Here is a 20,427-nt window from a genome sequence, read left to right as displayed (position 1 = left end):
CGCTGGGTGCTTGACTTCGAACACACCACCACCTGGGACTCTAGCTACTGGTATGACGCCAACGGCAATATCGTCGCGATCGACACGCTAAGCGGCCGGCAGACCTTCGAGTACGACGCCCTGAACCGGCTCGTGCGCTGGACGGACGAGACGGGGAAGGTGACGGAGTACGCCTACGATGCGGCGGGCAACCTGGTCCGAAAGGGCAGCGAGACCTTCACCTACGACGCGGCGAACCAGATCGCGAACCCCGGGTTTAGCTACGATGCGAACGGCAATCTGACCAGCGACGGCACGTATCGCTATGAGTACGACGCGGAGAACCGGCTGGTGAAGGTCACGCGGGTTGCGGACGGGTTCCTGGTGGCGCAATACGAGTACGACTACCGGGGCCTGCGGATCCGGAAGGTGACGCCCAGCGGCGAGGTTCGCTACCACTGGGACAGCCGGGGCCGGCTGGTGCGGGAGAGCGACGGTTCGGGCAAGACCCTGGCGCGGTACATCTGGAACGACCGGGACGAACTGGTGGCCATCGAAAAGGACGGGCAGGTCTATTATCCGCACCTGGGGCACCGGGGCGACGTGCTGGCGGTGACGGACGCGTCCGGGAACCGGGTGGTGGCGTACCGCTACGGACCGTGGGGCGAACTTTTGGGCCAAACGGGGAGCTTCAAGCAGCCGTGGCGGTACGCGGGGTACTATTATGACGAGGAGACGGGGCTGTATTACCTGAAGGGGCGGTACTACAGCCCGCGGCTGGGACGGTTTTTGACGAAGGATCCGGTGCTCGAGTTTGCGGAGAAGAAGCCGCTGGATCCGTATGCGGGGTTTGTGGCGCTGCAGGATGCGTTGGCGGATCCCCAAACGTTGAATCCCTATACCTATGCACGTGGGAACCCCGTGCAATACGTGGATCCGGACGGTCGATGGGCGAACATTGTACTCGGTGCCGCCATGGGTGCATTTTGGGCTGGATTGGGCTATCGCAATAACACGAAAAACCCAACGCGAACGGGTTTGATTGTTGCTGTCGCAACCGGGGCCTTCTTGGGCGCCGTGTCTGGCATGGGAGGAAGCATGTTAACCACAGTAGGTTCTCGGGTTGCGTGGACTGCCTACAGTGCCGCGAAAGAGTACTTGATTGTGGGTGCTCTGACCAATGAGAAGCTGTCAGTGCGCGGATTGGCCAAAAATGTGGGGATCGGTATTGCCCAGGACATTGGCGGCGATACGATACGTGCATTGCGGAAGAGTGTAAAAAGGAGGTGAGACCTTCGCATGACATTTCGGGAACTCATTGATTCCATAGTTGAATCGGTAAACCCGCACGTCATGTACGCAATAGGCATTTCATTAATCGTGTCGAGGAAATACTTTATAGTTGCGTTAATACTGTTGGTTGGATCGCTTCTCTTAACCATGGCTGGGTTGCTTCACAACGAAGTTGATACAATAGCATTTGGTTGCATATTCACAATCATTTCTGTCGGTCTTGTATTTTGGACTCGACGTCTGCCAAAGAAGCAAAAGGAAGACAAGGTTTAAAGGGACGGTCCGATGTCGATTGGAAACGAGCGGACGGTGCTTTCGCTTCTTACTCCAGGCACGTCGCTTGTTTATCGAGCGAAACACGTCGTGGAAGCGTGCATCGCTCCGGGGCCTTCCCGGTGGATCAGGGCCATGGGAACGGGTTAGATGCTAACGAATCCTTTCATTGCTGGCAAGCCCATACAAAGGCCGCCGTTTTGGCGGCCTTTGTCTTCCGAAGGCGGTGACTGCTCGAATTCCGTGCTGGACGTACTCGTCGGGTTTGTATTACTTGACTTGGACAGTTCGTTGTGCCATGCCGACTACTTTTATCCTTGTATGGAAGAACAGGACACGCTGTGTTTGTAATGCCACGGAAGTGTTGTGCGTGCTAATCGAAAAGTTGACCACCGTGACAACCTAAATGTTGACCACCCCGGCATCGGATTCAGAGGTTCGTTAGGGTGAGACCCCCTCCTTCCGCAGGCGCTGCTGGCTTTCGCGGAACCGGTAGGACTCGCCGTTGAATAGCAGCACATGGGACCGGTGGGTGAGCCGGTCGAGCAAGGCCGAGGTCAAGGCGGCGTCGCCAAAGACCTCGACCCAGCGCGAGAACTCGAGGTTGGTCGTGATGAGCAGGCTGCCGCGCTCGTAGCGGTGGGCACAGAACTGGAACAGCAGCGGGCCCGCCGGACCCAGACCCAGGTACCCGAGTTCATCGAGGATCACGAGGTCGAAGCGATCCCACCCCTTGAGGACCTTGGGCAGGCGGGCCTCGTTGTGTGCCTGCAGCAGCTCTTGCCCCAGGGCGACGGCCGTGGTGAACCGGACCCGCCAGCCGGCATGGATGGCGGCCACGCCGAGGGCGATGGCCGTGTGGGTCTTCCCCGTCCCTGTCGGGCCCAGGCAAATCACGTTCTCCCGGGCCTTCACGAAACTTGCGTCGGCGAGCTGGAGCACCCGGGTCTTCGGGAGGGTCGGGAAGCGCCGTAAAGTCGAAGGAGTCCAGCGCTTTCAGGGCGGGGAAGCGAGCCAGGTGCAGCCGGCGCTGCAACCGGCTTTGTCGCCGTGACTCCACCTCGGCCGTAAGGCAGGCGGCCAGGTAGGCCAAGGGGTCCTGGCCGCTCTGGGCAGCGTCCCGGGCCAGTTCGCGGTACGCCTTGCGCAGCCCCGGGAGCCGTAACTCCCGGGCGTAGAGGTCGATGAGCGCTTCCTGCGTCGCCTTGGTGGCATTCATCGGGGGTTCCCTCCCAGCAAGGCATCGTAGCAGGCCGGGTCCGAGGTCCGGACTTGCACGGCCGCGAATCGTTCCGGAACGGGCACCGGCTCGGGGACCGGACGGGCCAGACGGTTGAGGATCAGCTGGCGAACGGCTTGGGCCTCAAGGAGCCCCTGGGCAGCGGCTTCTTCCAGCGCTTCGGCCACCGCCCTGGCCGGAAACTCCCGGTGGAGAAGGAGGACCTGGGCGAACTCGCGGTACCCGTCGGGACGCCGGCTGCACAGGAGGCGCTGAACCTGGGCATACACCGGCGGCAACGTGGGCACGACGGCCAGGTGGGTGGCGGCCCGCGGCTTCCGGGCCAAGGCCGGAAGGTAATGGGCCAGTTCGAGGCGGGTCTCGCCGCGGCCATAGACCCGCGAATGGGTCGCCACAAGGCGCTCGCCGTCGGTGACCTCAACCCGGTCCGTATAGGCCCACAGGGTCAGCGTGCGGCCCACCCACTCGCAAGGCACCGAGTACCGGTTCCGGTCGAAGGTGACAAGGCTCAGCTTGTTGACCGTGACGACGTGGGGCCGGGCGGCACGGAAGGGCCGGTCCGGCAGGGGCCGTAGCGCGGCTCGCTCTTGTTCCCAGGCCTCTTGGCGCCGCTGGCGCTCCCGCTCACACCAGGCGAGCAGGTGAGCGTTCAGCGCCTCCCAGTCGGGAAAGTCGGGCACGGGGACCAGGGCGTTTCCGCCGCACGTACCCCACGCCGTTCTCCACCGCCCCCTTCTCGTGGGCCTCGCCGGGCCGGCAGAAGGCACTGTCGAACAGGTCATGGGCACGGAGGCTGGCGAAGAGGGTATGCTCCTCCCGGGCCGGGCCGGCGAGGATCTTGGTGACCGCCGTCTTGGCATTGTCGAAGATGCACTCGTGGGGAACGCCGCCGAGCCAGGCAAAGGCGCGGCAGTGGCCTTCGAGCAAGGCCTCAAGCCGCTCCGTCGGCGACGCCTAGGCGAAGATCACGCCGCTGGCCCGCAGGCGCAGGACGAACAGGTGGGCGACCGTGCGGCGGCCTCCGAGCACCACCAAAGCTTCACCCCAGTCGACCTGGGCCGTCTGGCCCCACGCGGCCGTCAGAGGGAGGAACGGTTCAGGCCGGCGGTCGCGTACCTGGGCGACGAACCGCCGGACGGTGGACTCACCGCCTTGAAAGCCGTACTCCTCGACCAGCCGCTGGTCGATCCGGCGAGCCGTGTGACGCTGCTTTCGCGGGGCCGTGGCATCCTGTTCCAGCCACGTCAGGATGACGTTGCGGTTGGGGTCGAGCACGGGGCTGGGCCGTGGCGACGTGAGCCGGTAACGAGGCGCTTCCGCACTTGCCAGAGCCTTGCGAACCGTCTGGCGGGCCAGCCCGAGCTGCCGGCTGATCTTCCGGATGGACCAACCTTCGACGAAGTGCCGCTTTCGGATAAACTCGATATCGACCATCCCGAGCACTCCTTCGGCCTCCTGTCCCTGGAAGGTCTGGACACCCTCCCAGCATACAGGGGGCAGGTCTCGGGGTGGTCAGTTTTTCGGTTAGCACAAGGGCCCTACGTGGGTAACTTTTCGATTAGCGTTCACAGCCCGCGCGGTTTCGGGGCGTTTCGATTCCTCATAGGCACCCTACAAACTGCCTGCCGCGCTCCACCGCACCGCAATCCCAAGTCGTTTCGATTCCTCATAGGCACCCTACAAACGACATATCCACCGGCTGCCAACATTATCTTGGTTACGTTTCGATTCCTCATAGGCACCCTACAAACACGTTGCTACGACGCTCGACGGCAGGAGAGGCGTGAGTTTCGATTCCTCATAGGCACCCTACAAACGCCATGAACGCGTGGGAAGCATGGCGCGAACACGGAGTTTCGATTCCTCATAGGCACCCTACAAACCAACGAGCCGGTGGCCGACTTCGCCACCGCCCACCGGGTTTCGATTCCTCATAGGCACCCTACAAACCCGGGCGTAGGAGTCGGACGGCCGTGGCGTGTTTGTGTTTCGATTCCTCATAGGCACCCTACAAACTCGTCGTCGCTGACCGGTTCGATTTTCTCACCGCCGGGTTTCGATTCCTCATAGGCACCCTACAAACCGATATGGACGCGTCCAAAAGGCCATTTGGATTTGTCGTTTCGATTCCTCATAGGCACCCTACAAACGTTTGCTCTTTGCGTGCGAGGCCGCGCTACGGGCGAGTTTCGATTCCTCATAGGCACCCTACAAACTCACACCGCTCCTTGATCTCCTTCAGGCGTTCAGGCTTGTTTCGATTCCTCATAGGCACCCTACAAACGGCTGGAGAAGCAATTTGGGGGGGGCATTTTCGGATGGTTTCGATTCCTCATAGGCACCCTACAAACGTAATCCCCAGCTTTCTTTTTTGCCCTAATTCCGACGTTTCGATTCCTCATAGGCACCCTACAAACGGCGTATTACCGCCGGGTCTGCGAGAGCCTGGGGCTGTTTCGATTCCTCATAGGCACCCTACAAACAAGGCCCTGAACCACCCCGCCATCGTGTACGTGGGGTTTCGATTCCTCATAGGCACCCTACAAACCAAAGCCTGCTGGACGCTGGGGCCCTCGATCCCCGGTTTCGATTCCTCATAGGCACCCTACAAACGTAGGGCCACACTTGTGGCCGCGATGCAGGCGGTGGTGTTTCGATTCCTCATAGGCACCCTACAAACTTGCGGCCGGCGGCGCGCCGGCCCAGGCCCAGGCCGGGTTTCGATTCCTCATAGGCACCCTACAAACCCGCAACTGCGTTCCTGACGGGTCTATCACCATTGCGTTTCGATTCCTCATAGGCACCCTACAAACCCGCGAGTGGCTGCAGGACCTGGGCGTATACGCCGGTTTCGATTCCTCATAGGCACCCTACAAACCGTTCGAGCGTGCCGTCGGCAAGGTCGAGAACAAGATGTTTCGATTCCTCATAGGCACCCTACAAACTTTGCCTCGCGCTCCTGCAACTCGGCGATGGCCATGTTTCGATTCCTCATAGGCACCCTACAAACGTCCTTGTTCGTGTGGAACGCATGTTCCACGAGAAGTTTCGATTCCTCATAGGCACCCTACAAACCCTTGTGCTCCTGGCAGTACCGCTCCGGCGGCTGCAGTTTCGATTCCTCATAGGCACCCTACAAACCCCATCTTCGACCGAAGAAACCGTTCTCCTTCAACGGTTCCTGCGCCCGCTTTCTGTCGATCCAGATACAGGGATACTGGGCAAAACAGGATGCGGGCAAGCCAAAAACGCAGGCGTGGCGCCAACTGGGTGGAATTACCTCCTGCTGTCGACCTCCCGGGGTTTTGCCGTGATCGGAGGTCGACAGCAGGGCCACCTTGCCTCCTCCCCCGGCCACCTATCCATCGGGCTATGCTCGATCGTCCGATGCGCCGTCATCCCATCCCCAAGTCCCAGACCCCCCTCCAGGAGGACGGGCCCTTCATTGCGAACCTGCCATTGCGCGCTTGCCAGAACCGACCTGGATGGCCGGGCGCCTCATGCACCATGGGGCGCCGAAGCCGGCCGGCGGTACCGCTGGGTCGGCCGCCGGCGGAAGGCGCCCCATCCACCATGGGGGCGCCGAAGGCGAGCCTGCCAGTACCGACCACATCGGCGGGGGGATGCTCAATGCGCTTCGTGGTCTTCGGCGGGGCGGGGGACATGGGAAGCCGGGCGGTCCGGGAACTGGCCAGGACCCCCGGTGTGGCCCAGGTGACGGTAGCGGACCGGGATCTGGAGGCGGCCCGGTCGGTGGCCACCGCGGCGGCGGAAGAGGCGGCGCCAGGTTGCCGGGTGGTTGCGGAGGCGGTCGACATCCTGGCACCTGGGGCAGCCGCCCAGCTGATGGCGGCCCACGATGTGGCGGTGGGGGCGGCGGGCCCGTTCTACCTCCTGGAAGAACCCCTGGCCCGGGCGACCATCGAGGTCCGGCGACCCTACATCAGCCTCTGTGACGATCACGACGCGGCCCGGCGGGTCCTCGAACTGGACGAGCCGGCTCGCAGGGCAGGGGTCACCATCCTGACCGGCCTTGGCTGGACGCCGGGGCTAACCAACCTTTGTGTGCGCCATGCTGCCCAGCGGATGGACCGGGTCGAAGCCGCCCATATCGCCTGGGCGGGCAGCTCGGCGGATTCCCGGGGCTGGGCCGTGGTCCTCCACACCATGCACATCTTTAGCGGGCGGGTCACATCCTTTGTCGCAGGACGGTGGGAGGAGGTTCCTGCAGGGACCGGGGCGGAACGGGTGGAGTTCCCCCCACCCCTTGGTGCCGTGACGGTCTTTCACGTCGGGCACCCCGAACCGGTGACGTTACCGCGATTCCTTCCCGGCCTGCAGGAGGTGCGGCTGAAGGGAGGCCTGTCGGAGCCCGCCCTGAACCGGCTGGCTGTCACCTTCGGGCGCTGGGGGTTGATGGCCACCCACCGCCGGCGGCAGCGGTTGGGCGCGGTGCTCAAGCCGCTGCTTCCTCTCCTGGAACGGGTGGGGGCCCCATCCCGGCCCGCTTCCGGGCTCGTCGTCCGGGTGCGGGGCCGGGTGGGCGACCAGGTGGTGGAACGCAGCTACCGGGCGGCGGCGCCCATGGCGAGCCTGACGGCGGTGCCTCTGGCCCTGGGAGCGCTTTGGATGGCCCAGGGGCGAATTGAGGGACCGGGGGTGCTGGCGCCCGAAGCACCGGGCGGGCCGGACCCGGAGGCGTTCTTCCAGGAGCTGGCCGAGCGGGGCGTGGCTGTGGACCGGGAGCCGTGACGGCCCTGCCCAGCCCTGGGCGCCGGCCGGTGGCGAGGACCTGCGACCACTTCTCAGGGCTGGTGGTCGACAGGCGGTTTGCGTCTGGTAGAACTCCGAGGACGTTAGGCCGACTAGCACCAACACCATTGGGGAGGGGCTCCTCCTGTGAGAATCGCCCCGGTTCTCAACCTCGCTGTGCTGACAAACCGTTCCTTCCTTGCTCTCGGCCTGCCTGATCGCCGCCGGGGTCCCCCGGTCGGCCGGCACCGCTCCGGCAAGTCCGGTAGTCAAACGTCAGTTCTGCTGCAGCCTGAATAACTCGCTTAGCCTCTGGCTGCCCGTATTCTTCATCGGGTCCGTCGGTGTGGGCATCGGCAACGGCATCGTGCAGCCCTTGATCGCCACCCTGTGGCAGGAGCAGACACCAAACCATCTGCTCGGGCGGGCTCTGGGGCTCGTTAGCAGCCTGTCCGGGACGATCGCCCTCTTCACGATGGCGATCACCGGCCCCCTGGGAGAGATCTTTGGTCCAGGCCCCTGCCCCCACGCCCAGGGCTGCATACGGCTGCCCCGCCGGCGGCGGCGCCTACGCGGAGGCGGGTTCGTCCAGGGACCTCAGCCTTTTAAAGAGGGCGGGGATCACCTGGGTGACCAGCACCCGTTCCATTTCGCCCAGGCCGCCCCGCCGGGCGCTGAAGAGAGGCACCTCCGGAGCGTGTTTCTGAATCATCATCTGGGTGGTGTGGTAGCCGTAGGCGGTGACCACGACGATGGCGTCGTAGCGGCCGTCCAGGGCCTTGCGCACCCACTGGCGGCTGGTGCCGTCGGCGAAGACCATGTCGCCCCCGTAGCGGTTCACCACCTGCTGGTAACCGCCGCCGTGGTTGGGGTCGCCTACGACCAGGATGCGGGTGTTCTGCAAGGGGCGCAGGGCCGCCAGCTGGCGGTTGACCTCTTCCAGGGTTGCAATGCGCTCCTTCAGCCGCTTCATCTCCTCGCGGCAGGACCTGGCCATCCTGACCAGGGCTTGCCGCATCCGGTCGCGCCGGGCCTCGGCCTCGGTGACGATGGACTGGGCAACCTGCACGGTCTCCTGGTCGTTCAGCAGGGCCATGTATTGCTCGAAGCGGCGGCGCCAGTCCGCCGAGTCCTTGAGCCAGCGGTTCCAGGCGGCAGCCCAGGCCGGGTCGTCCAGGGTATCCCCCATGGCCCACAGCAGCCCGAGGGCCAGCCCTTTCCGGCGGCTCCGCTTGAGCAGGCCGACCACCTGCTGGGGTTCCGGCGGGCTGCCCGGGCGGTAGCCCGGAAGAAGGCACGGGGTCAGTTCAGCGGCCAGTCGCTGGGCCAGCTGCGGGTGGCGGCAGGCTTCGCGGAACAGCCAGTTCGCCAGTTGACCCCGCTTGCGCCCGCACCGGGGCTGGAGGTCGAGCCGCTGGCAAATCAGCCACAACATGCCTTCGTTGACGATGCCTAAGGCCATCTGCAGCCCGGTCAGGCGCTGCATTGGTTCCGCCATCATCGCCCCATCCCCTCCCGCTGCGGCCGGTCGGGCCCGGGGCCTGGCGGGCTCCGGCCCCTCCCCGCCCTGGCTTTGGCCGTATTATCCGGGATTCGCCTTGACAGGCGGCGTCATGGAGAAGGGACGGGGGAGTCCGGGGAGTGAGCCCAATGCACCGTTACGGCCCGCGACGGCACGGGCGCCGCCGCCTGCTCGGGCTGGATGGCAACGGTTGACGCCGGGGTTCGGCCGCTGCTATGCTGATTACCAAACGACCGTTTGTTGGTTTACCTTTGTTTGGTTAACCGGGAGGAGCCATGGGCCGTTCCACCGCCCGCCGGGAAGAGATCCTCACCGTGGCCGGCGAGCTCTTTCGCCAGAAGGGCTATCACGCCACCTCCATGCAGGACATCGCCGAGCGGCTGCAGCTGCAGCGGGGCAGCCTTTACGCCCACATCGAGAGCAAGGAAGAGCTGCTGTTCGAGATCGTGGACCGCGCGGCCGACCGGTTCCTGGACGGCATCGAGCAGGCCTGGAGGGAGGGCACAACGGCCCGGGACCGCTTGCAGCGGGCCCTGGCCGCGCACATGGCGGTGATCGCCGAGCACCGCGACACGGCCAGCGTGTTCTTCCACGAGTGGCGCTTCTTGCGTGCTGACCTGCGGTCCCGCATCCAGGCCAAGCGGGACCGCTATGAAGCCCGCTGGCGGGAGCTCATCGCCGACGGTGTCGCCCGGGGCGAGTTCCGCGCGGTCGACCCGCGGTTCGCGGCCCTGCTGGCGCTGTCGGCGGTCAACTGGGCCTACCAGTGGTATTCGCCGGACGGGCCCTTGGCACCGGACGACGTGGCGGCCACCTTTGCGGAGCTGATCCTCAAGGGCCTGGAGGCCGGCTCGTCCTGAGGGCGGTGCCGGCCGGGCGACCGGCGTCATGGCCGCAACGAAGCCGTCCCGGAAGGCGGGATCGTCCGGCCCTGGGAGCGGGCTTGGGCCAGGCGGGTCGCCATCGGTGCCTTGCAAGTCATCGCAAGTCTCAGGGCCGCCTTGCAAGTCACCGCAAGTCTCAAGGGATCGCAAGACGCTTGTTTTGCGAGTCCTGGTTTGGAGTCTTGGGTCTTGTTTTGGAGTCTTGGGGACGCGTCACCCTGGGGGAAACACGGAGCGGTCCCCGGCCGGGGTCCTGGGGTGCCCGGCCCGCCGGTCGAACCGGCCCGCCGGTCGAACCGGCAGCCGGGTGGCCCCGTGCCCTGAGCGGGCCCAAAGGGCAGCCCGGGGCCGGATGCCCCGGCCGGGGCCGCCACGGGAGGGGAAACCATGGCAGACCAGGGAATGCAGGGCCAGGCCGCTGTTGCAGCCGGCCAGCGGGCAGGGTTGCCTCCGGCCGGGCCGGCAGGCCCCCGCGACTGGCGGGAGGAGGAGCGCATCGCCGAGTTCACCGCCCGCCTGGAGCGGGGCGAGAAGGTGGAGGCGGGCGACTGGATGCCCAGCGAGTACCGCCGCCAGTGCCTCCGCCTGATCCAGACCCACGCCAACAGCGAGATCATGGGGGCCCTGCCCGAGCGGGAGTGGATCCCGCGGGCGCCCACCCTGCGCCGCAAGCTGGCCCTCATGGCCAAGGTCCAGGATGAAGTCGGCCATGCCCAGCTGATCTACCGCGTGGCGGAAGACCTGGCCGCACCCCTCGGCATCACCCGCGAGGACATGATGGACGCCCTGGTGGCGGGCAAGGCCAAGTTCCACAACGTCTTCAGCTATCCCGCGCCCACGTGGGCCGACGCGGGCATCATCGCCTGGCTGGTCGACGGGGCCGCCCTGGTGACCCAGGCGGCGCTGCTGCAGACCAGCTACGCCCCCTACGCCCGCATCCTGCGGCGGATCTGCGCCGAAGAGGCGATCCACCTCAAGCACGGCGAGGACATTATCCTCACCCTGATGAGCGGCACCCGCGCCCAGCAGCAGATGGTCCAGGACGCGCTGAACCGCTGGTGGCGGCCGCTGCTGCACTTCTTCGGACCGCCCGACGAGATGTCGCCCAACCTGGAGCAGGCCATGAAGTGGCGGATCAAGGTCCGCACCAACGAGGAACTGCGGCAGGAGTTCCTGAGCAAGTACGTGCCCCAGATCCGCGCCCTGGGGCTCCAGATCCCCGACCCCGAGCTGCACTACGACGAAGCGCAGGGCCGCTGGGTCTACGGCGACCCCGACTGGGACGAATTCTGGCGCGTGGTCAAGGGGCAGGGACCCAGGACGGAGGCGCGGCTGGCCATCCGGCGCCTCTCCCACGAGGAGAGCCGCTGGGTGCGGGAAGCCCTGGCCCGCGGCGCTGCGGCCGCCTGACGGGCCGCCATCCCGGCCCAGGAAGGGGACGAACCGGCATGGGCGTCACCATGGAGGTCTACGAGGTCTTCGGCCAGCCGCGGCGGGGCGAGCCGTATATCCACTGCGGCAGCCTGCTGGCGGGGGACCGGCGCAACGCCCGGCTGCTGGCCCAGCAGCTCTACTGCCGGCGGCAGGAATACGTCAGCCTGTGGATCGTGCCGCGCTCGTGCATCGAAGCCGTGGGCGAGGGTGACACCGACTGGTGGCAGCCGGCCACGGACAAGACGTACCGCCTGGGGGAAGGCTTTGCCCGGACCCGGATCCTCTGGCAGCGCTTCGGCCGGGGGCCGGGCGGCGGCACGAGTCGCGGCGGGCCCGGGCGCGGTGGCGCTGGCACGGCCGGAGCCCACGCTTCCTCCCCGGAACAGGACGGGCCGGCAGCCGTCGCCCCGGCCCACCGGGCCGGCGAGCCGGGCGCACCCGGTGATGCGGTACCCGGTGGCGTGGTCAACCGCAGCGGTCACGTGCGGGTGCGCCGGGGGCCCCGGCGCCAGGACCGGGGAGGGCGGCGGGATCCCGGGGGCGCCGCGCCCGGTGGCGGGGGCGGTGCGGCGGGGCCCGGTATCTGGATGGCTGGTTCGGGGAGCAGTGCCGTTGCCGGCCGCGACGCCGGGAAGGGCACCGGGCCCAGGCCGGGGACCGGCACAGGGTCCCCCGCCGGGACGGGCCCTGGGGCCGGGCCCGGGCAAGGGGGTGAGGGCCGGTGAACGGGTCGAACCGGGCCCACGCCATGGAGTCCCTCTCCGCCCACCCGGCGGGCGCGGCTGCCGCGGGCGCTGACCCGGGCCTGGTGGCCCTGCTCTTCGCCCTGGCCGACGACGAGCTGATCGCCGGCCACCGGGCGTCGGAGTGGACGGGCGTAGCGCCCTACTTGGAAGAAGACGTGGCCTTCTCCTCCATCGCCCAGGACGAGGTGGGGCACAGCGCCCTGCTTTATCAACTGCTCGCCGATCTCGGCCAGGGAGGCGGGGATCCTGATGCCCTGGCTTTTGGCCGGGATCCTGCGGACTTTCGCAACGCGATCCTGCTGGAACAGCCCAACGGCGATTGGGCCGCGGAGATCGCCCGCCACTTCCTCTACAGCGAGTACGAGGCCGTGCTGTGGCCGGCGCTGGCCCGCTCGCCCTACGAGCCGCTGGCCGCGGCGGCGGCCCGCATTGCCCGGGAGGAGGCCTACCACCAGGCCCATTTCCGCCAGTGGGTGGTCGAACTCGGCCGCGCCGGTGGCGAGGCACGGGAGCGGCTGGCGCCGGCCCTCACCCGGGCCCTGGCCCTGGCGGCCGGGTTCTTCGAACCGGTGGAAGGGGAGGAGCAGGCTGCCCGCTGGCGGGGGGCCAGCCTGGAGGAGCTTCGCCGGCTGTGGTGGGCGGCCGTCCGCCAGGTGCTGGAAGAGGCCGGCCTGGCCGAACCGGTGCTGGGGCAGCCGGGACCGGGAGAGCCGGCTGGCGTGGAACCGGCGGATCCCGGGATGGGGGGAAGCCCGGCGGCCGCCGGGAGCGAGCGAGGCCTGGGAGGCCGGCGAGGACACCACTCGCCCGCCCTGGAGACCTTGCTGGCTGAGATGACGTTGGTCTACCGCTCGGACCCGGCGGCGGAATGGTAAGGGGGCCGGCGGATGCAGGGCCGTGAGGCCGGACCGGGCGACGGCGCCGGTTCAGGGGAGGGAGAGCCCGTGGGTTCTGCGGGACCGTTGCGGCAGGCGTCGGGATCGGTGCCGGCCGGTTCGTCCGGGGACGGCAGCGCCCCCGGGCAGGCCCCGTGCCAGGAGAATCGCCGCTCCCGTGGGAACGGCGGGGCCGGGGGGTCCCGCCGGCCGGGCGAGACCGGAGCCCAGGCCGGAAGCGGGCCCGCCGCCGGCCGGCGTCCGGCCACTGTGCAGCAGGAGAACCAGGCGCTGCGGGATGCTCTGTGGCAGGCCCTGGCGGAGGTGCCCGACCCGGAGATCCCCGTGGTCAGCGTCGTCGACCTGGGGATGGTGGAAGCGGTGGAGGCCGACGCCCGCGCCGGCCGCGTACAGGTCACGCTGCTTCCCACCTTCGTGGGCTGCCCGGCCTTGGGGCTGATCCGCCAGGCGGTCGCCGGGCGGCTGCAGGCGGTCCCGGGCGTGCGGGAGGTGGAGGTGCGGGTCGCTTACAGCCCGCCCTGGTCCACCGACCGGATCACGCCCGCGGGGCGCCGGAAGCTGGCCTCCTTTGGCATTGCCCCCCCTCCGCCCGTGGGAGCGGGGCGGCCCGCCGCCGGGCGATCTGCGCCGGAGCCGCATGGGCCGGGACGTTTGCCGGGCGGAGACGCCGAGGGCGCCGGCGCCGGGAAGCCGGATGCCGGGATGCCGGGTGCCGGAGCACCGGACCTCGCGGCGGCCGCCAGCCAGGTGCCTCCGGGACCTGCCGGCTGCGGGGCATTGCGGCGTCTGGAGACCCTTGCTGCCCATGCCGCCACCTGCCCCTTCTGCGGGTCGCGCCGTACCCGCCGGGAGAACGCCTTCGGGCCGACCCCGTGCCGCAGCCTGTGGTATTGCCTGGATTGCCGCAACCCCTTCGAGCAGATGAAGGCCCTTTGATCTTCGCCCCCCCACCCCCCGGCAAGGAAGCCGCAAGGAAATCCACCCGCCTCACGCCAATTGGCGTAAAAGGCCCAGGCCGGGTCAGATCCTGCGGGGCCGCCCCGGCCGGGCCAGATCCTGCTGGAGGGGATGACGTTCATGGCCGAAGGCGACGGCCGCTACACCACCATCCTGGCCGAGCGGGAGGGCGGCGTCCTCACCCTTACCCTCAACCGGCCCGAGGTGCTCAACGCCTTCAACCGGACCATGACCTCCGAGCTGCTGGACGCCTTGCGCCGGGCGGAGCGGGACCCCGAGGTGCGCTGCGTGGTGATCACCGGCGCAGGGCGCGCCTTTTCCGCCGGGGAAGACCTGAAGAGCCGGCAGGAGGGTGGCGAGAAGTCCTTCATCGCATCCCTGCGCGAGCGGTACAACCCCCTCATCTGGAAGATCCGGACCATGGAGAAGCCCGTCCTGGCCGCCGTCAACGGCGTGGCGGCGGGGGCCGGCCTGGGCCTGGCCCTGGCCTGCGACCTGCGCCTGGCCTCGGAGCAGGCCCGCTTCGGGCAGGTGTTCGTCAAGGTGGGCCTGGCGCCCGATTCGGGCACCAGCCTGTTCCTCCTGCAGCTGGTGGGGCCGGCCCGGGCGGCGGAAATGGCCTTCTTCGGCGACCTGGTCCCTGCCGGGGAGGCGTTGCGGATGGGGCTGGTCAACCGCGTGGTGCCCCATGAGGAACTGGCTGAAGCCACGCGCCAGTGGGCCCAGCGGCTGGCCGCCGGCGCCACCCGGGCCATCGGCCTGGCCAAGCGGGCCTTCAACTTTGCCGCGGGAGCCCGCCTGGCGGAGGTGCTGGAATACGAGGCGTACCTGCAGGAGATCGCCGGCCACACCGCCGACCACGCCGAAGGAGTGCAGGCGTTCCTGGAGAAGCGCGAGCCCCGCTTCCAGGGGCGCTGACGGGAGGCCGCCCCGGTGAACAGGTCAACGGTTGCGGGCGAACCGTCCCCCGGCGAGCAGGCCCGAGCCGCCTCTGCGGGGCCCGGTGGGGCCCCGGCTGCCCGAGCCGCCTCCGCGGGATCCGGTGGGGCCGCCGCCGGTCCGGCCCCCTCGGGGCCGGCGGGTGGGTCCCTGGTGGACTCCGGGGCCGTGGTGGCGGTGCTGGGTGCCGGCACCATGGGCGGCGGCATCGCCCGGGTGGCCGTGGAGGCGGGGTTTGCCGTGGTCCTCTACGATGTGGCCATCGCCGCCCTGGAACGGGCCCGCCGGCGGCTTGCGGAGGCCTGGCGGCGGCACGAGCAGGAGGGCCGCGTTCCTCCCGGCACGGCGGCGGAACGGCTCGGGCGGCTGCAGACCACCACGGACCTGGGCGCTGTGGCTCCGGCGGCCGTGGTGATCGAGGCGGCGCCCGAAGACCTGGGGCTCAAGCAGGACCTGCTGGCGAGCGTGGGCCGGCGGGTCCGCCCCGAGGCCCTGGTCGCCAGCAACACCTCGTCCCTGTCCATCACGGCCCTGGCCCGGGTGGTCCCCGGGCCGGAGCGGTTCATCGGCCTGCACTTTTTCAACCCGGTGCCGGCCATGCGGCTGGTGGAAGTGGTCGCCGGTGCCCTCAGCGCGCCCGAGGCCGTGGCCCGCGGGGTCGACCTGGCCCGCCGGCTGGGCAAGGAGCCCGTGGTGTGCGCCGACACCCCGGGCTTCGTGGTCAACCGGGTGGCCCGGCCTTTCTACGGCGAGGCCCTCCGGCTGCTGGGCGAGGGGGCGGCGGGGGTCGAGACCATCGACGCCCTGGTGCGAGCCGCCGGCTTCCCCATGGGGCCGTTCCAGCTGATGGACCTCATCGGCGTCGACGTGAACCTGGCGGTGACCCGTTCGGTGTTCGAGGGCTATGGCGGCGAAGCCCGCTACCGGCCCCACCCCATCCAGCAGCAGCTGGTGGCCGCGGGCTGGCTGGGGCGCAAGGCGGGCCGCGGCTTCTACCGCTACAGCGAAGCGGGGGAGCCCGTGGGGGTGGCCTGGCGCGGCTGGCGGCAGGTGGCGGCGGGGAGCGGGCTCGCAGGCAACTCTCCGGAAACCGGGCCTGCCGCCGCCGGCCAGGCGACCGGTGTGGAGGCCACCGGGGGGCAGGAAGGGCTGCCCGGCCACCTCTGGGTGGTGGGCGACGGGCCTCTGGCCAAGGCCCTTGGCGAGCGGTGGACCCAGGCGGGCGTCGAAGTCGAACGGATCCCGGGGCTGGACGCCGTGCTCCGGCGCCCGGCCGGGGTGACGGATCCCGGGGCCCCCGAGAGCCCGGGTGCGAGGGGCGGCGCCCGCCGCCGTGGTCATCACCTGGGAGGACCTCGATCCCCTGGCACCCGGCTTCTGGTCCCAAGCGCTGGAGGACCTGGCCCGGCTGGAGGCGGGGCTGCCGCCCGGGGTGCTGCTGGTGAGCCTGCTGCCCGGGCCTGTGGCGGAGCAGTCCTGGGGCCTCGTGCACCCCCAGCGGGTGGTGGGATGGGCGGCCGTGCCGCCCCTGGGCCAGGCGGTGGAGCTGGCGGCAGGCCCCGTGACAAGCCCCGCGGCCCTGGCCCGTGCCCGGTCCTGGTTCGAACGGGCGGGCCTGGCCGCCCACCCCGTGGCCGACGGGCCGGGCGGCGTGGCGGCCCGGGTGGTGGCCATGCTGATCCAGGAAGCGGCGGCCGCCGAGGCGGACGGGATCGCCGAGGGGGAGGCCGTCGACCGGGCCATGCGCCTGGGCACCGGCTACCCCCGCGGGCTCCTGGAATGGGGGACCCTTTGGGGCTGGCGGCGGGTGCTGGCCCTGATGGAGGGCCTGTGGCGCCACTACCGGGAGGAACGCTACCGCCCCCTGCCCGCCCTGCGCCGCCGGGCGCTGGGCGAGTCCAGGTGGACCGAGAGTGCGGCAGGCGGGGAGCCGGGCGAGTCCAGGCGGCCCTGAGGCGGGACGAGCCGGCCGCCGGCGGGTCCGGACCGCCCTGAGGTGGGGCGAGCCGGGTGGTGGGCGCCGGGCGAGTCGAGGGCGGCCGGCGGCCGGGCACGCCGGGCGCTGGAAGGCTGCGGCCCGAGGGCTGGTGGTCACCATCTTGGGCGCAGACCCGGGACCCATGGAGGGGGACGGGCGGCCCCTGGTGACGCCCGCAGGCACGGGAGAGGAGGGTGCGCGGTGGCAGAACCCGTCATCGTGGCGGCGGTGCGCACGCCCATCGGCCGCCATGGCGGCGCCCTGGCGCCGGTTCGTCCGGACGACCTGGCGGCGGTGGCGATCCGCGCCGCCGTAGAGCGGGCGGGCGTGGACCCTGCCGAGGTGGAGGACGTCATCCTGGGCTGTGCCAACCAGGCAGGGGAAGACAACCGCAACGTGGCCCGCATGGCCGCCCTGCTGGCCGGCCTGCCCGAGCACGTGGCCGGGGTGACGGTCAACCGGCTCTGCGGCTCCGGGCTGGAAGCGGTGCTGCAGGCCGCCCGGGCCATCCGCGCCGGCGAGGGCGAGGTCTTCGTGGCCGGCGGGGTGGAGAGCATGAGCCGGGCGCCCTGGGTCATGCCCAAACCCGATCAGGGTTACCCCCGCGGCAACGTCCAGGTGTTCGACACCACCCTGGGCTGGCGGTTCGTCAACCCGCGGCTGGCCGCCATGTTCCCGCCCGAGTCCATGGGCGAGACGGCGGAAAACGTGGCCGAGCGCTACCGCATCAGCCGGGAGGACCAGGACCGCTTCGCCCTGGCCAGCCAGCGGAAGTGGGCGGCCGCTCAGGAGGCCGGCAAGTGGCGGGACGAGATCGTGCCCGTGGAGGTGGCCGGGCCCCGGGGGCGGCAGACCGTGGTCGAGGTGGACGAGCACCCGCGGCCCGACACCACCCTGGAGAAGCTGGCCAGCCTGCCGCCCGCCTTCCGTCCCGGGGGAACCGTCACCGCCGGCAACTCGTCGGGGATCAACGACGGCGCCGCGGCCCTGGTCGTCATGGCCGACCACCGGGCACGGTCGCTGGGGCTCCGCCCCCTGGCGCGGGTGGTGGCCGGCGCGGTGGCCGGGGTCGACCCGCGGTACATGGGCATCGGTCCGGTGCCGGCGACCCGCAAGGTGCTGGCCCGGGCGGGGTGGCAGGTGGAGGACCTGGACCTGATCGAGCTCAACGAGGCCTTCGCCTCCCAGTCCCTGGCCTGCATCCGGGAGCTCGGCCTGCCGGAGGAGCGGGTGAACGTCAACGGCGGGGCCATCGCCATCGGCCATCCCCTGGGGTGCAGCGGGGCGCGGATCCTGACGACGCTGGTCTACGAGATGGCGCGGCGGGGCGCGCGGCGCGGGCTGGCCACCATGTGCATCGGGGTCGGCCAGGGGATCGCGGCGCTGGTGGAGTCGGCCGCCTATTAAGATTTATTATTAAATTGGACTGCTAGCAGGACGTGGGTGGTGCGGCGCGAATCCATTCCCCACGGGGTCGGGGAGGGTCGAGCGTTGTACCGCCTGGACGAGCACGTGGTCGACGAGATCCGCCAGCGCCTCGACATCGTCGAGGTGATCGGCGACTACGTGCCCCTGCGCCGGGCCGGCCGCGAGTACGTGGCCCTGTGCCCGTTCCACGACGAGCGGACCCCTTCCTTCACCGTCTCGCCCGCCAAGCAAATGTTCTACTGCTTCGGCTGCCAGGTGGGCGGGGACGTCTTCACCTTTGTCATGAAAAAGGAAGGGTGGACCTTCCCCGAGGCGGTGGCCCACCTGGCCCGGCGGGCGGGGGTGACCCTGCCGGAGCGACCCCTCTCGCCCGGCCAGCGCCGGGTGCGGGACCGGCAGGAGCAGCTGGCGCGGGTGCTGGCCGCGGCGGCCGCGTTCTTCCGCCAGGTCCTGCGCTCTCCGGCGGGGGAGGCGGCCCGCCGTTATCTGGAAGAACGCGGCCTGCCCGAGCCCCTCTGGGACCGCTACGGCCTGGGGTACGCGCCGGCCGGCTGGGACGGCCTGGTGCGGGCCTTGGAGCAGCGGGGGGTGCCGGGCGCCTGGCTGGCCGAGGCGGGGCTGGCCCAGCCGCGGCCGGGCGGCGGCTACTACGACCGCTTCCGGCACCGGGTGATGTTCCCCATCGCCGATCCCCGGGGCCGGGTGGTGGGGTTCGGCGGCCGGTCCCTGGACGGGCAGGAGCCCAAGTACCTGAATACGCCCGAGACGCCGCTGTTCAACAAGCGGCGGCTTTGGTACGGGCTGGACTGGAGCCGGCCGCGCCTGCGGGAGACGGGAACGGCGGTGGTGGTCGAAGGGTACATGGACGCCATCGCCGTCGACCGGGCGGGCGTCGGCTATGCGGCCGTGGCGTCGCTGGGCACGTCCCTCAGCGAGGAGCAGGTGGACCTGCTGGCCCGCTACGTCCAGCAGGTGATCATCGCCTACGACGCCGACGCGGCGGGCCAGCGGGCGACCATGCGCGGCCTGGCCATGTTCGCCGACGCCGGCGTGGAGGTGCGGGTCGCCCAGCTGCCGCCGGGCCGGGATCCCGACGACGTGGTGCGGCGGGAGGGGCCCGAGGCCCTGCGGCAGATCCTGGAGGCGGCCGTTCCCGTGGTGGAATACCGCTTCCGGCAGGTGATGGCCGCGGTCGACACGGCCACGCCCCGGGGGCGCGCCCAGGCCGTCGCGGAACTGGCGCCGTGGCTGGCCCGCGTGGGCCACCCCGTGGAGCGGGCGGAGTATGTACGCCGGTATGCGGTCGCCCTGGGGCTGGACGAGGCGGTCCTGTGGCAGGAGGTGCGCCGGGCCAGCCGGGCGCTTCGGGATGCGGCCGCCCGGGCGGGCCGGCGGGCCGGTGGGAATAACGTCCAGGCCGTCCGGCATACTAACCGTCGGGTCCCGGTGGAGGAAGTTCCTGCTGGCGTGGCCCGGGCGGAACGGGGCCTGGTGGCTGCCGCCCTGTTCCACCCCCGATGGCAGGCGTACATCGCCGGCCGCCTGGAGCCCGGCGACTGGGTGACGCCGGCCCACCGGCTGCTGTTCGAGCTGGGCCTCGAGGAGGCCCGGGCTGCCGGCGGGATCGTCGACCCGGGCCGGCTGCTATCGCGGTTGCACGGCCTGGCGGCGGCCGCCGGCGACGGGATGACCCCCGGTGTCGAACCGGCCGGTGTCGAACCAGCAGGAACATCGGAGGCCGGCGACGAAAAAACGATAGATCGGGACGCGATCCTGCCCCGGGATGGGGTGCCAGGCGGGGACGGGCCGCAGCAGCGGGATGAAGGGGCCGGTTCGTCCCGGCAACCCGTTGCGGGGCCTGCGGTGTACCAGCAGGCGATCTCGGTGCTGGCCGCCCTGGTGCAGGCGCCGGAGCCCGGGCCGGACGAGCCCGGCGAGATGGAAAGGATTTTAGAAGATTATATCAAAACCCTGAAGCGACATAGCCTATGGAAAATCCAGCGGCGCATCGCCCAGCTGGAGGCCAGCGGCCACGCCGTACCCGTCGACCTGGTGACGAAGTTTCAGCTGCTTTCGGCGCAGCTGAAGGGTCGGGTGGGCGGATGA

General features: G+C 69.5%; 15 protein-coding genes, 2 pseudogenes and 1 CRISPR repeat array. Of the genes and pseudogenes, 12 read left to right on the top strand and 5 right to left on the bottom strand.

Annotated elements, in window-relative coordinates:
* Window positions 1-6 precede the first annotated feature (6 nt).
* Window positions 7-1,269, top strand: a complete 1,263-nt coding sequence (locus ACYQ02_RS09300; protein ID WP_460040161.1) for an RHS repeat domain-containing protein — start codon at window positions 7-9, stop codon at window positions 1,267-1,269.
* Between the two features lie 717 nt (window positions 1,270-1,986).
* On the opposite strand, the pseudogene istB reads toward ACYQ02_RS09300, so the two are convergent.
* From istB to ACYQ02_RS09280, 4 genes and pseudogenes are all read right to left on the bottom strand, one after another.
* Window positions 1,987-2,764, bottom strand: a pseudogene (gene istB / locus ACYQ02_RS09295) (IS21-like element helper ATPase IstB).
* The gene (locus ACYQ02_RS09290; protein WP_460040160.1) at window positions 2,761-3,465 is read right to left on the bottom strand and encodes a Mu transposase domain-containing protein; all 705 of its coding nucleotides are present in this window, start codon (window positions 3,463-3,465) and stop codon (window positions 2,761-2,763) included. The pseudogene istB and the gene ACYQ02_RS09290 overlap by 4 nt, the downstream one beginning before the upstream one ends.
* On the bottom strand, window positions 3,410-3,712 hold the full coding sequence (locus tag ACYQ02_RS09285) for a hypothetical protein (protein ID WP_460040159.1): 303 nt from the start codon (window positions 3,710-3,712) through the stop codon (window positions 3,410-3,412). Before ACYQ02_RS09285 ends, ACYQ02_RS09290 begins: the two co-directional genes overlap by 56 nt.
* Before the next feature lie 27 nt (window positions 3,713-3,739).
* Window positions 3,740-4,228, bottom strand: coding sequence for a hypothetical protein (locus tag ACYQ02_RS09280; RefSeq protein WP_460040158.1), 489 nt, complete (start codon window positions 4,226-4,228; stop codon window positions 3,740-3,742).
* A 146-nt stretch (window positions 4,229-4,374) separates the two neighbouring features.
* A CRISPR array of direct repeats spans window positions 4,375-5,926; the repeat unit is 30 nt; unit sequence GTTTCGATTCCTCATAGGCACCCTACAAAC.
* Window positions 5,927-6,415: 489 nt separating this feature from the next.
* Here ACYQ02_RS09280 and ACYQ02_RS09275 point away from each other — a divergent pair.
* A complete protein-coding gene (locus ACYQ02_RS09275) occupies window positions 6,416-7,537 on the top strand; it encodes a saccharopine dehydrogenase family protein (protein WP_460040157.1) in 1,122 nt (373 codons plus the stop codon).
* Between the two features lie 568 nt (window positions 7,538-8,105).
* Here ACYQ02_RS09275 and ACYQ02_RS09270 read toward each other — a convergent pair.
* Complete coding sequence (locus ACYQ02_RS09270) at window positions 8,106-9,038, bottom strand: hypothetical protein (RefSeq protein WP_460040156.1); 933 nt, start codon at window positions 9,036-9,038, stop codon at window positions 8,106-8,108.
* Window positions 9,039-9,334: 296 nt separating this feature from the next.
* Here ACYQ02_RS09270 and ACYQ02_RS09265 point away from each other — a divergent pair, with 296 nt between their 5' ends.
* From ACYQ02_RS09265 to dnaG, 10 genes and pseudogenes are all read left to right on the top strand, one after another.
* Window positions 9,335-9,919, top strand: coding sequence for a TetR/AcrR family transcriptional regulator (locus ACYQ02_RS09265; RefSeq protein WP_460040155.1), 585 nt, complete (start codon window positions 9,335-9,337; stop codon window positions 9,917-9,919).
* A 411-nt stretch (window positions 9,920-10,330) separates the two neighbouring features.
* Window positions 10,331-11,353 (top strand): 1,2-phenylacetyl-CoA epoxidase subunit PaaA, encoded by a 1,023-nt coding sequence (paaA, locus tag ACYQ02_RS09260; protein ID WP_460040154.1) that lies wholly within the window; start codon window positions 10,331-10,333, stop codon window positions 11,351-11,353.
* A 38-nt stretch (window positions 11,354-11,391) separates the two neighbouring features.
* Entirely contained in the window at window positions 11,392-12,102 is a 711-nt protein-coding gene (locus ACYQ02_RS09255) for a phenylacetic acid degradation protein PaaB (RefSeq protein ID WP_460040153.1), read from the top strand.
* Window positions 12,099-12,998 (top strand): 1,2-phenylacetyl-CoA epoxidase subunit PaaC, encoded by a 900-nt coding sequence (paaC, locus tag ACYQ02_RS09250; protein WP_460040152.1) that lies wholly within the window; start codon window positions 12,099-12,101, stop codon window positions 12,996-12,998. Before ACYQ02_RS09255 ends, paaC begins: the two co-directional genes overlap by 4 nt.
* Before the next feature lie 12 nt (window positions 12,999-13,010).
* Window positions 13,011-13,955, top strand: a complete 945-nt coding sequence (locus ACYQ02_RS09245; RefSeq protein WP_460040151.1) for a PaaD-like zinc ribbon domain-containing protein — start codon at window positions 13,011-13,013, stop codon at window positions 13,953-13,955.
* Between the two features lie 141 nt (window positions 13,956-14,096).
* Window positions 14,097-14,894 carry an enoyl-CoA hydratase/isomerase family protein gene (locus ACYQ02_RS09240; RefSeq protein WP_460040150.1) on the top strand — a complete coding sequence of 266 codons (798 nt, stop codon included), beginning with the start codon at window positions 14,097-14,099 and terminating at the stop codon, window positions 14,892-14,894.
* 216 nt (window positions 14,895-15,110) lie between these two features.
* Window positions 15,111-15,857: pseudogene (locus ACYQ02_RS09235) on the top strand (3-hydroxyacyl-CoA dehydrogenase family protein); the annotation flags it as partial.
* A 730-nt stretch (window positions 15,858-16,587) separates the two neighbouring features.
* Window positions 16,588-16,869 (top strand): 3-hydroxyacyl-CoA dehydrogenase family protein, encoded by a 282-nt coding sequence (locus ACYQ02_RS09230; protein WP_460040338.1) that lies wholly within the window; start codon window positions 16,588-16,590, stop codon window positions 16,867-16,869.
* Window positions 16,870-17,094: 225 nt separating this feature from the next.
* Window positions 17,095-18,300: a thiolase family protein gene (locus ACYQ02_RS09225; RefSeq protein ID WP_460040149.1), complete on the top strand. Its 1,206-nt coding sequence runs from the start codon at window positions 17,095-17,097 to the stop codon at window positions 18,298-18,300.
* A gap of 39 nt (window positions 18,301-18,339) precedes the next feature.
* A complete protein-coding gene (dnaG, locus tag ACYQ02_RS09220) occupies window positions 18,340-20,427 on the top strand; it encodes a DNA primase (RefSeq protein WP_460040148.1) in 2,088 nt (695 codons plus the stop codon).

The organism is Thermaerobacter litoralis (assembly GCF_054654595.1).
The sequence above is the reverse complement of the archived record's forward strand: the minus strand, read 5'-3'. Positions and strand labels throughout refer to the sequence as shown.

Bases quoted from the DNA above. Each gene is read 5' to 3' on its own strand.
- ACYQ02_RS09275 (WP_460040157.1), top strand. From the start codon at position 6,416: ATGCGCTTCGTGGTCTTCGGCGGGGCGGGGGACATGGGAAGCCGGGCG.
- ACYQ02_RS09270 (WP_460040156.1), bottom strand. From the start codon at position 9,038: ATGATGGCGGAACCAATGCAGCGCCTGACCGGGCTGCAGATGGCCTTA.
- ACYQ02_RS09265 (WP_460040155.1), top strand. From the start codon at position 9,335: ATGGGCCGTTCCACCGCCCGCCGGGAAGAGATCCTCACCGTGGCCGGC.
- paaA (WP_460040154.1), top strand. From the start codon at position 10,331: ATGGCAGACCAGGGAATGCAGGGCCAGGCCGCTGTTGCAGCCGGCCAG.
- ACYQ02_RS09255 (WP_460040153.1), top strand. From the start codon at position 11,392: ATGGGCGTCACCATGGAGGTCTACGAGGTCTTCGGCCAGCCGCGGCGG.
- ACYQ02_RS09245 (WP_460040151.1), top strand. From the start codon at position 13,011: ATGCAGGGCCGTGAGGCCGGACCGGGCGACGGCGCCGGTTCAGGGGAG.
- ACYQ02_RS09240 (WP_460040150.1), top strand. From the start codon at position 14,097: ATGGCCGAAGGCGACGGCCGCTACACCACCATCCTGGCCGAGCGGGAG.
- ACYQ02_RS09230 (WP_460040338.1), top strand. From the start codon at position 16,588: ATGCTGATCCAGGAAGCGGCGGCCGCCGAGGCGGACGGGATCGCCGAG.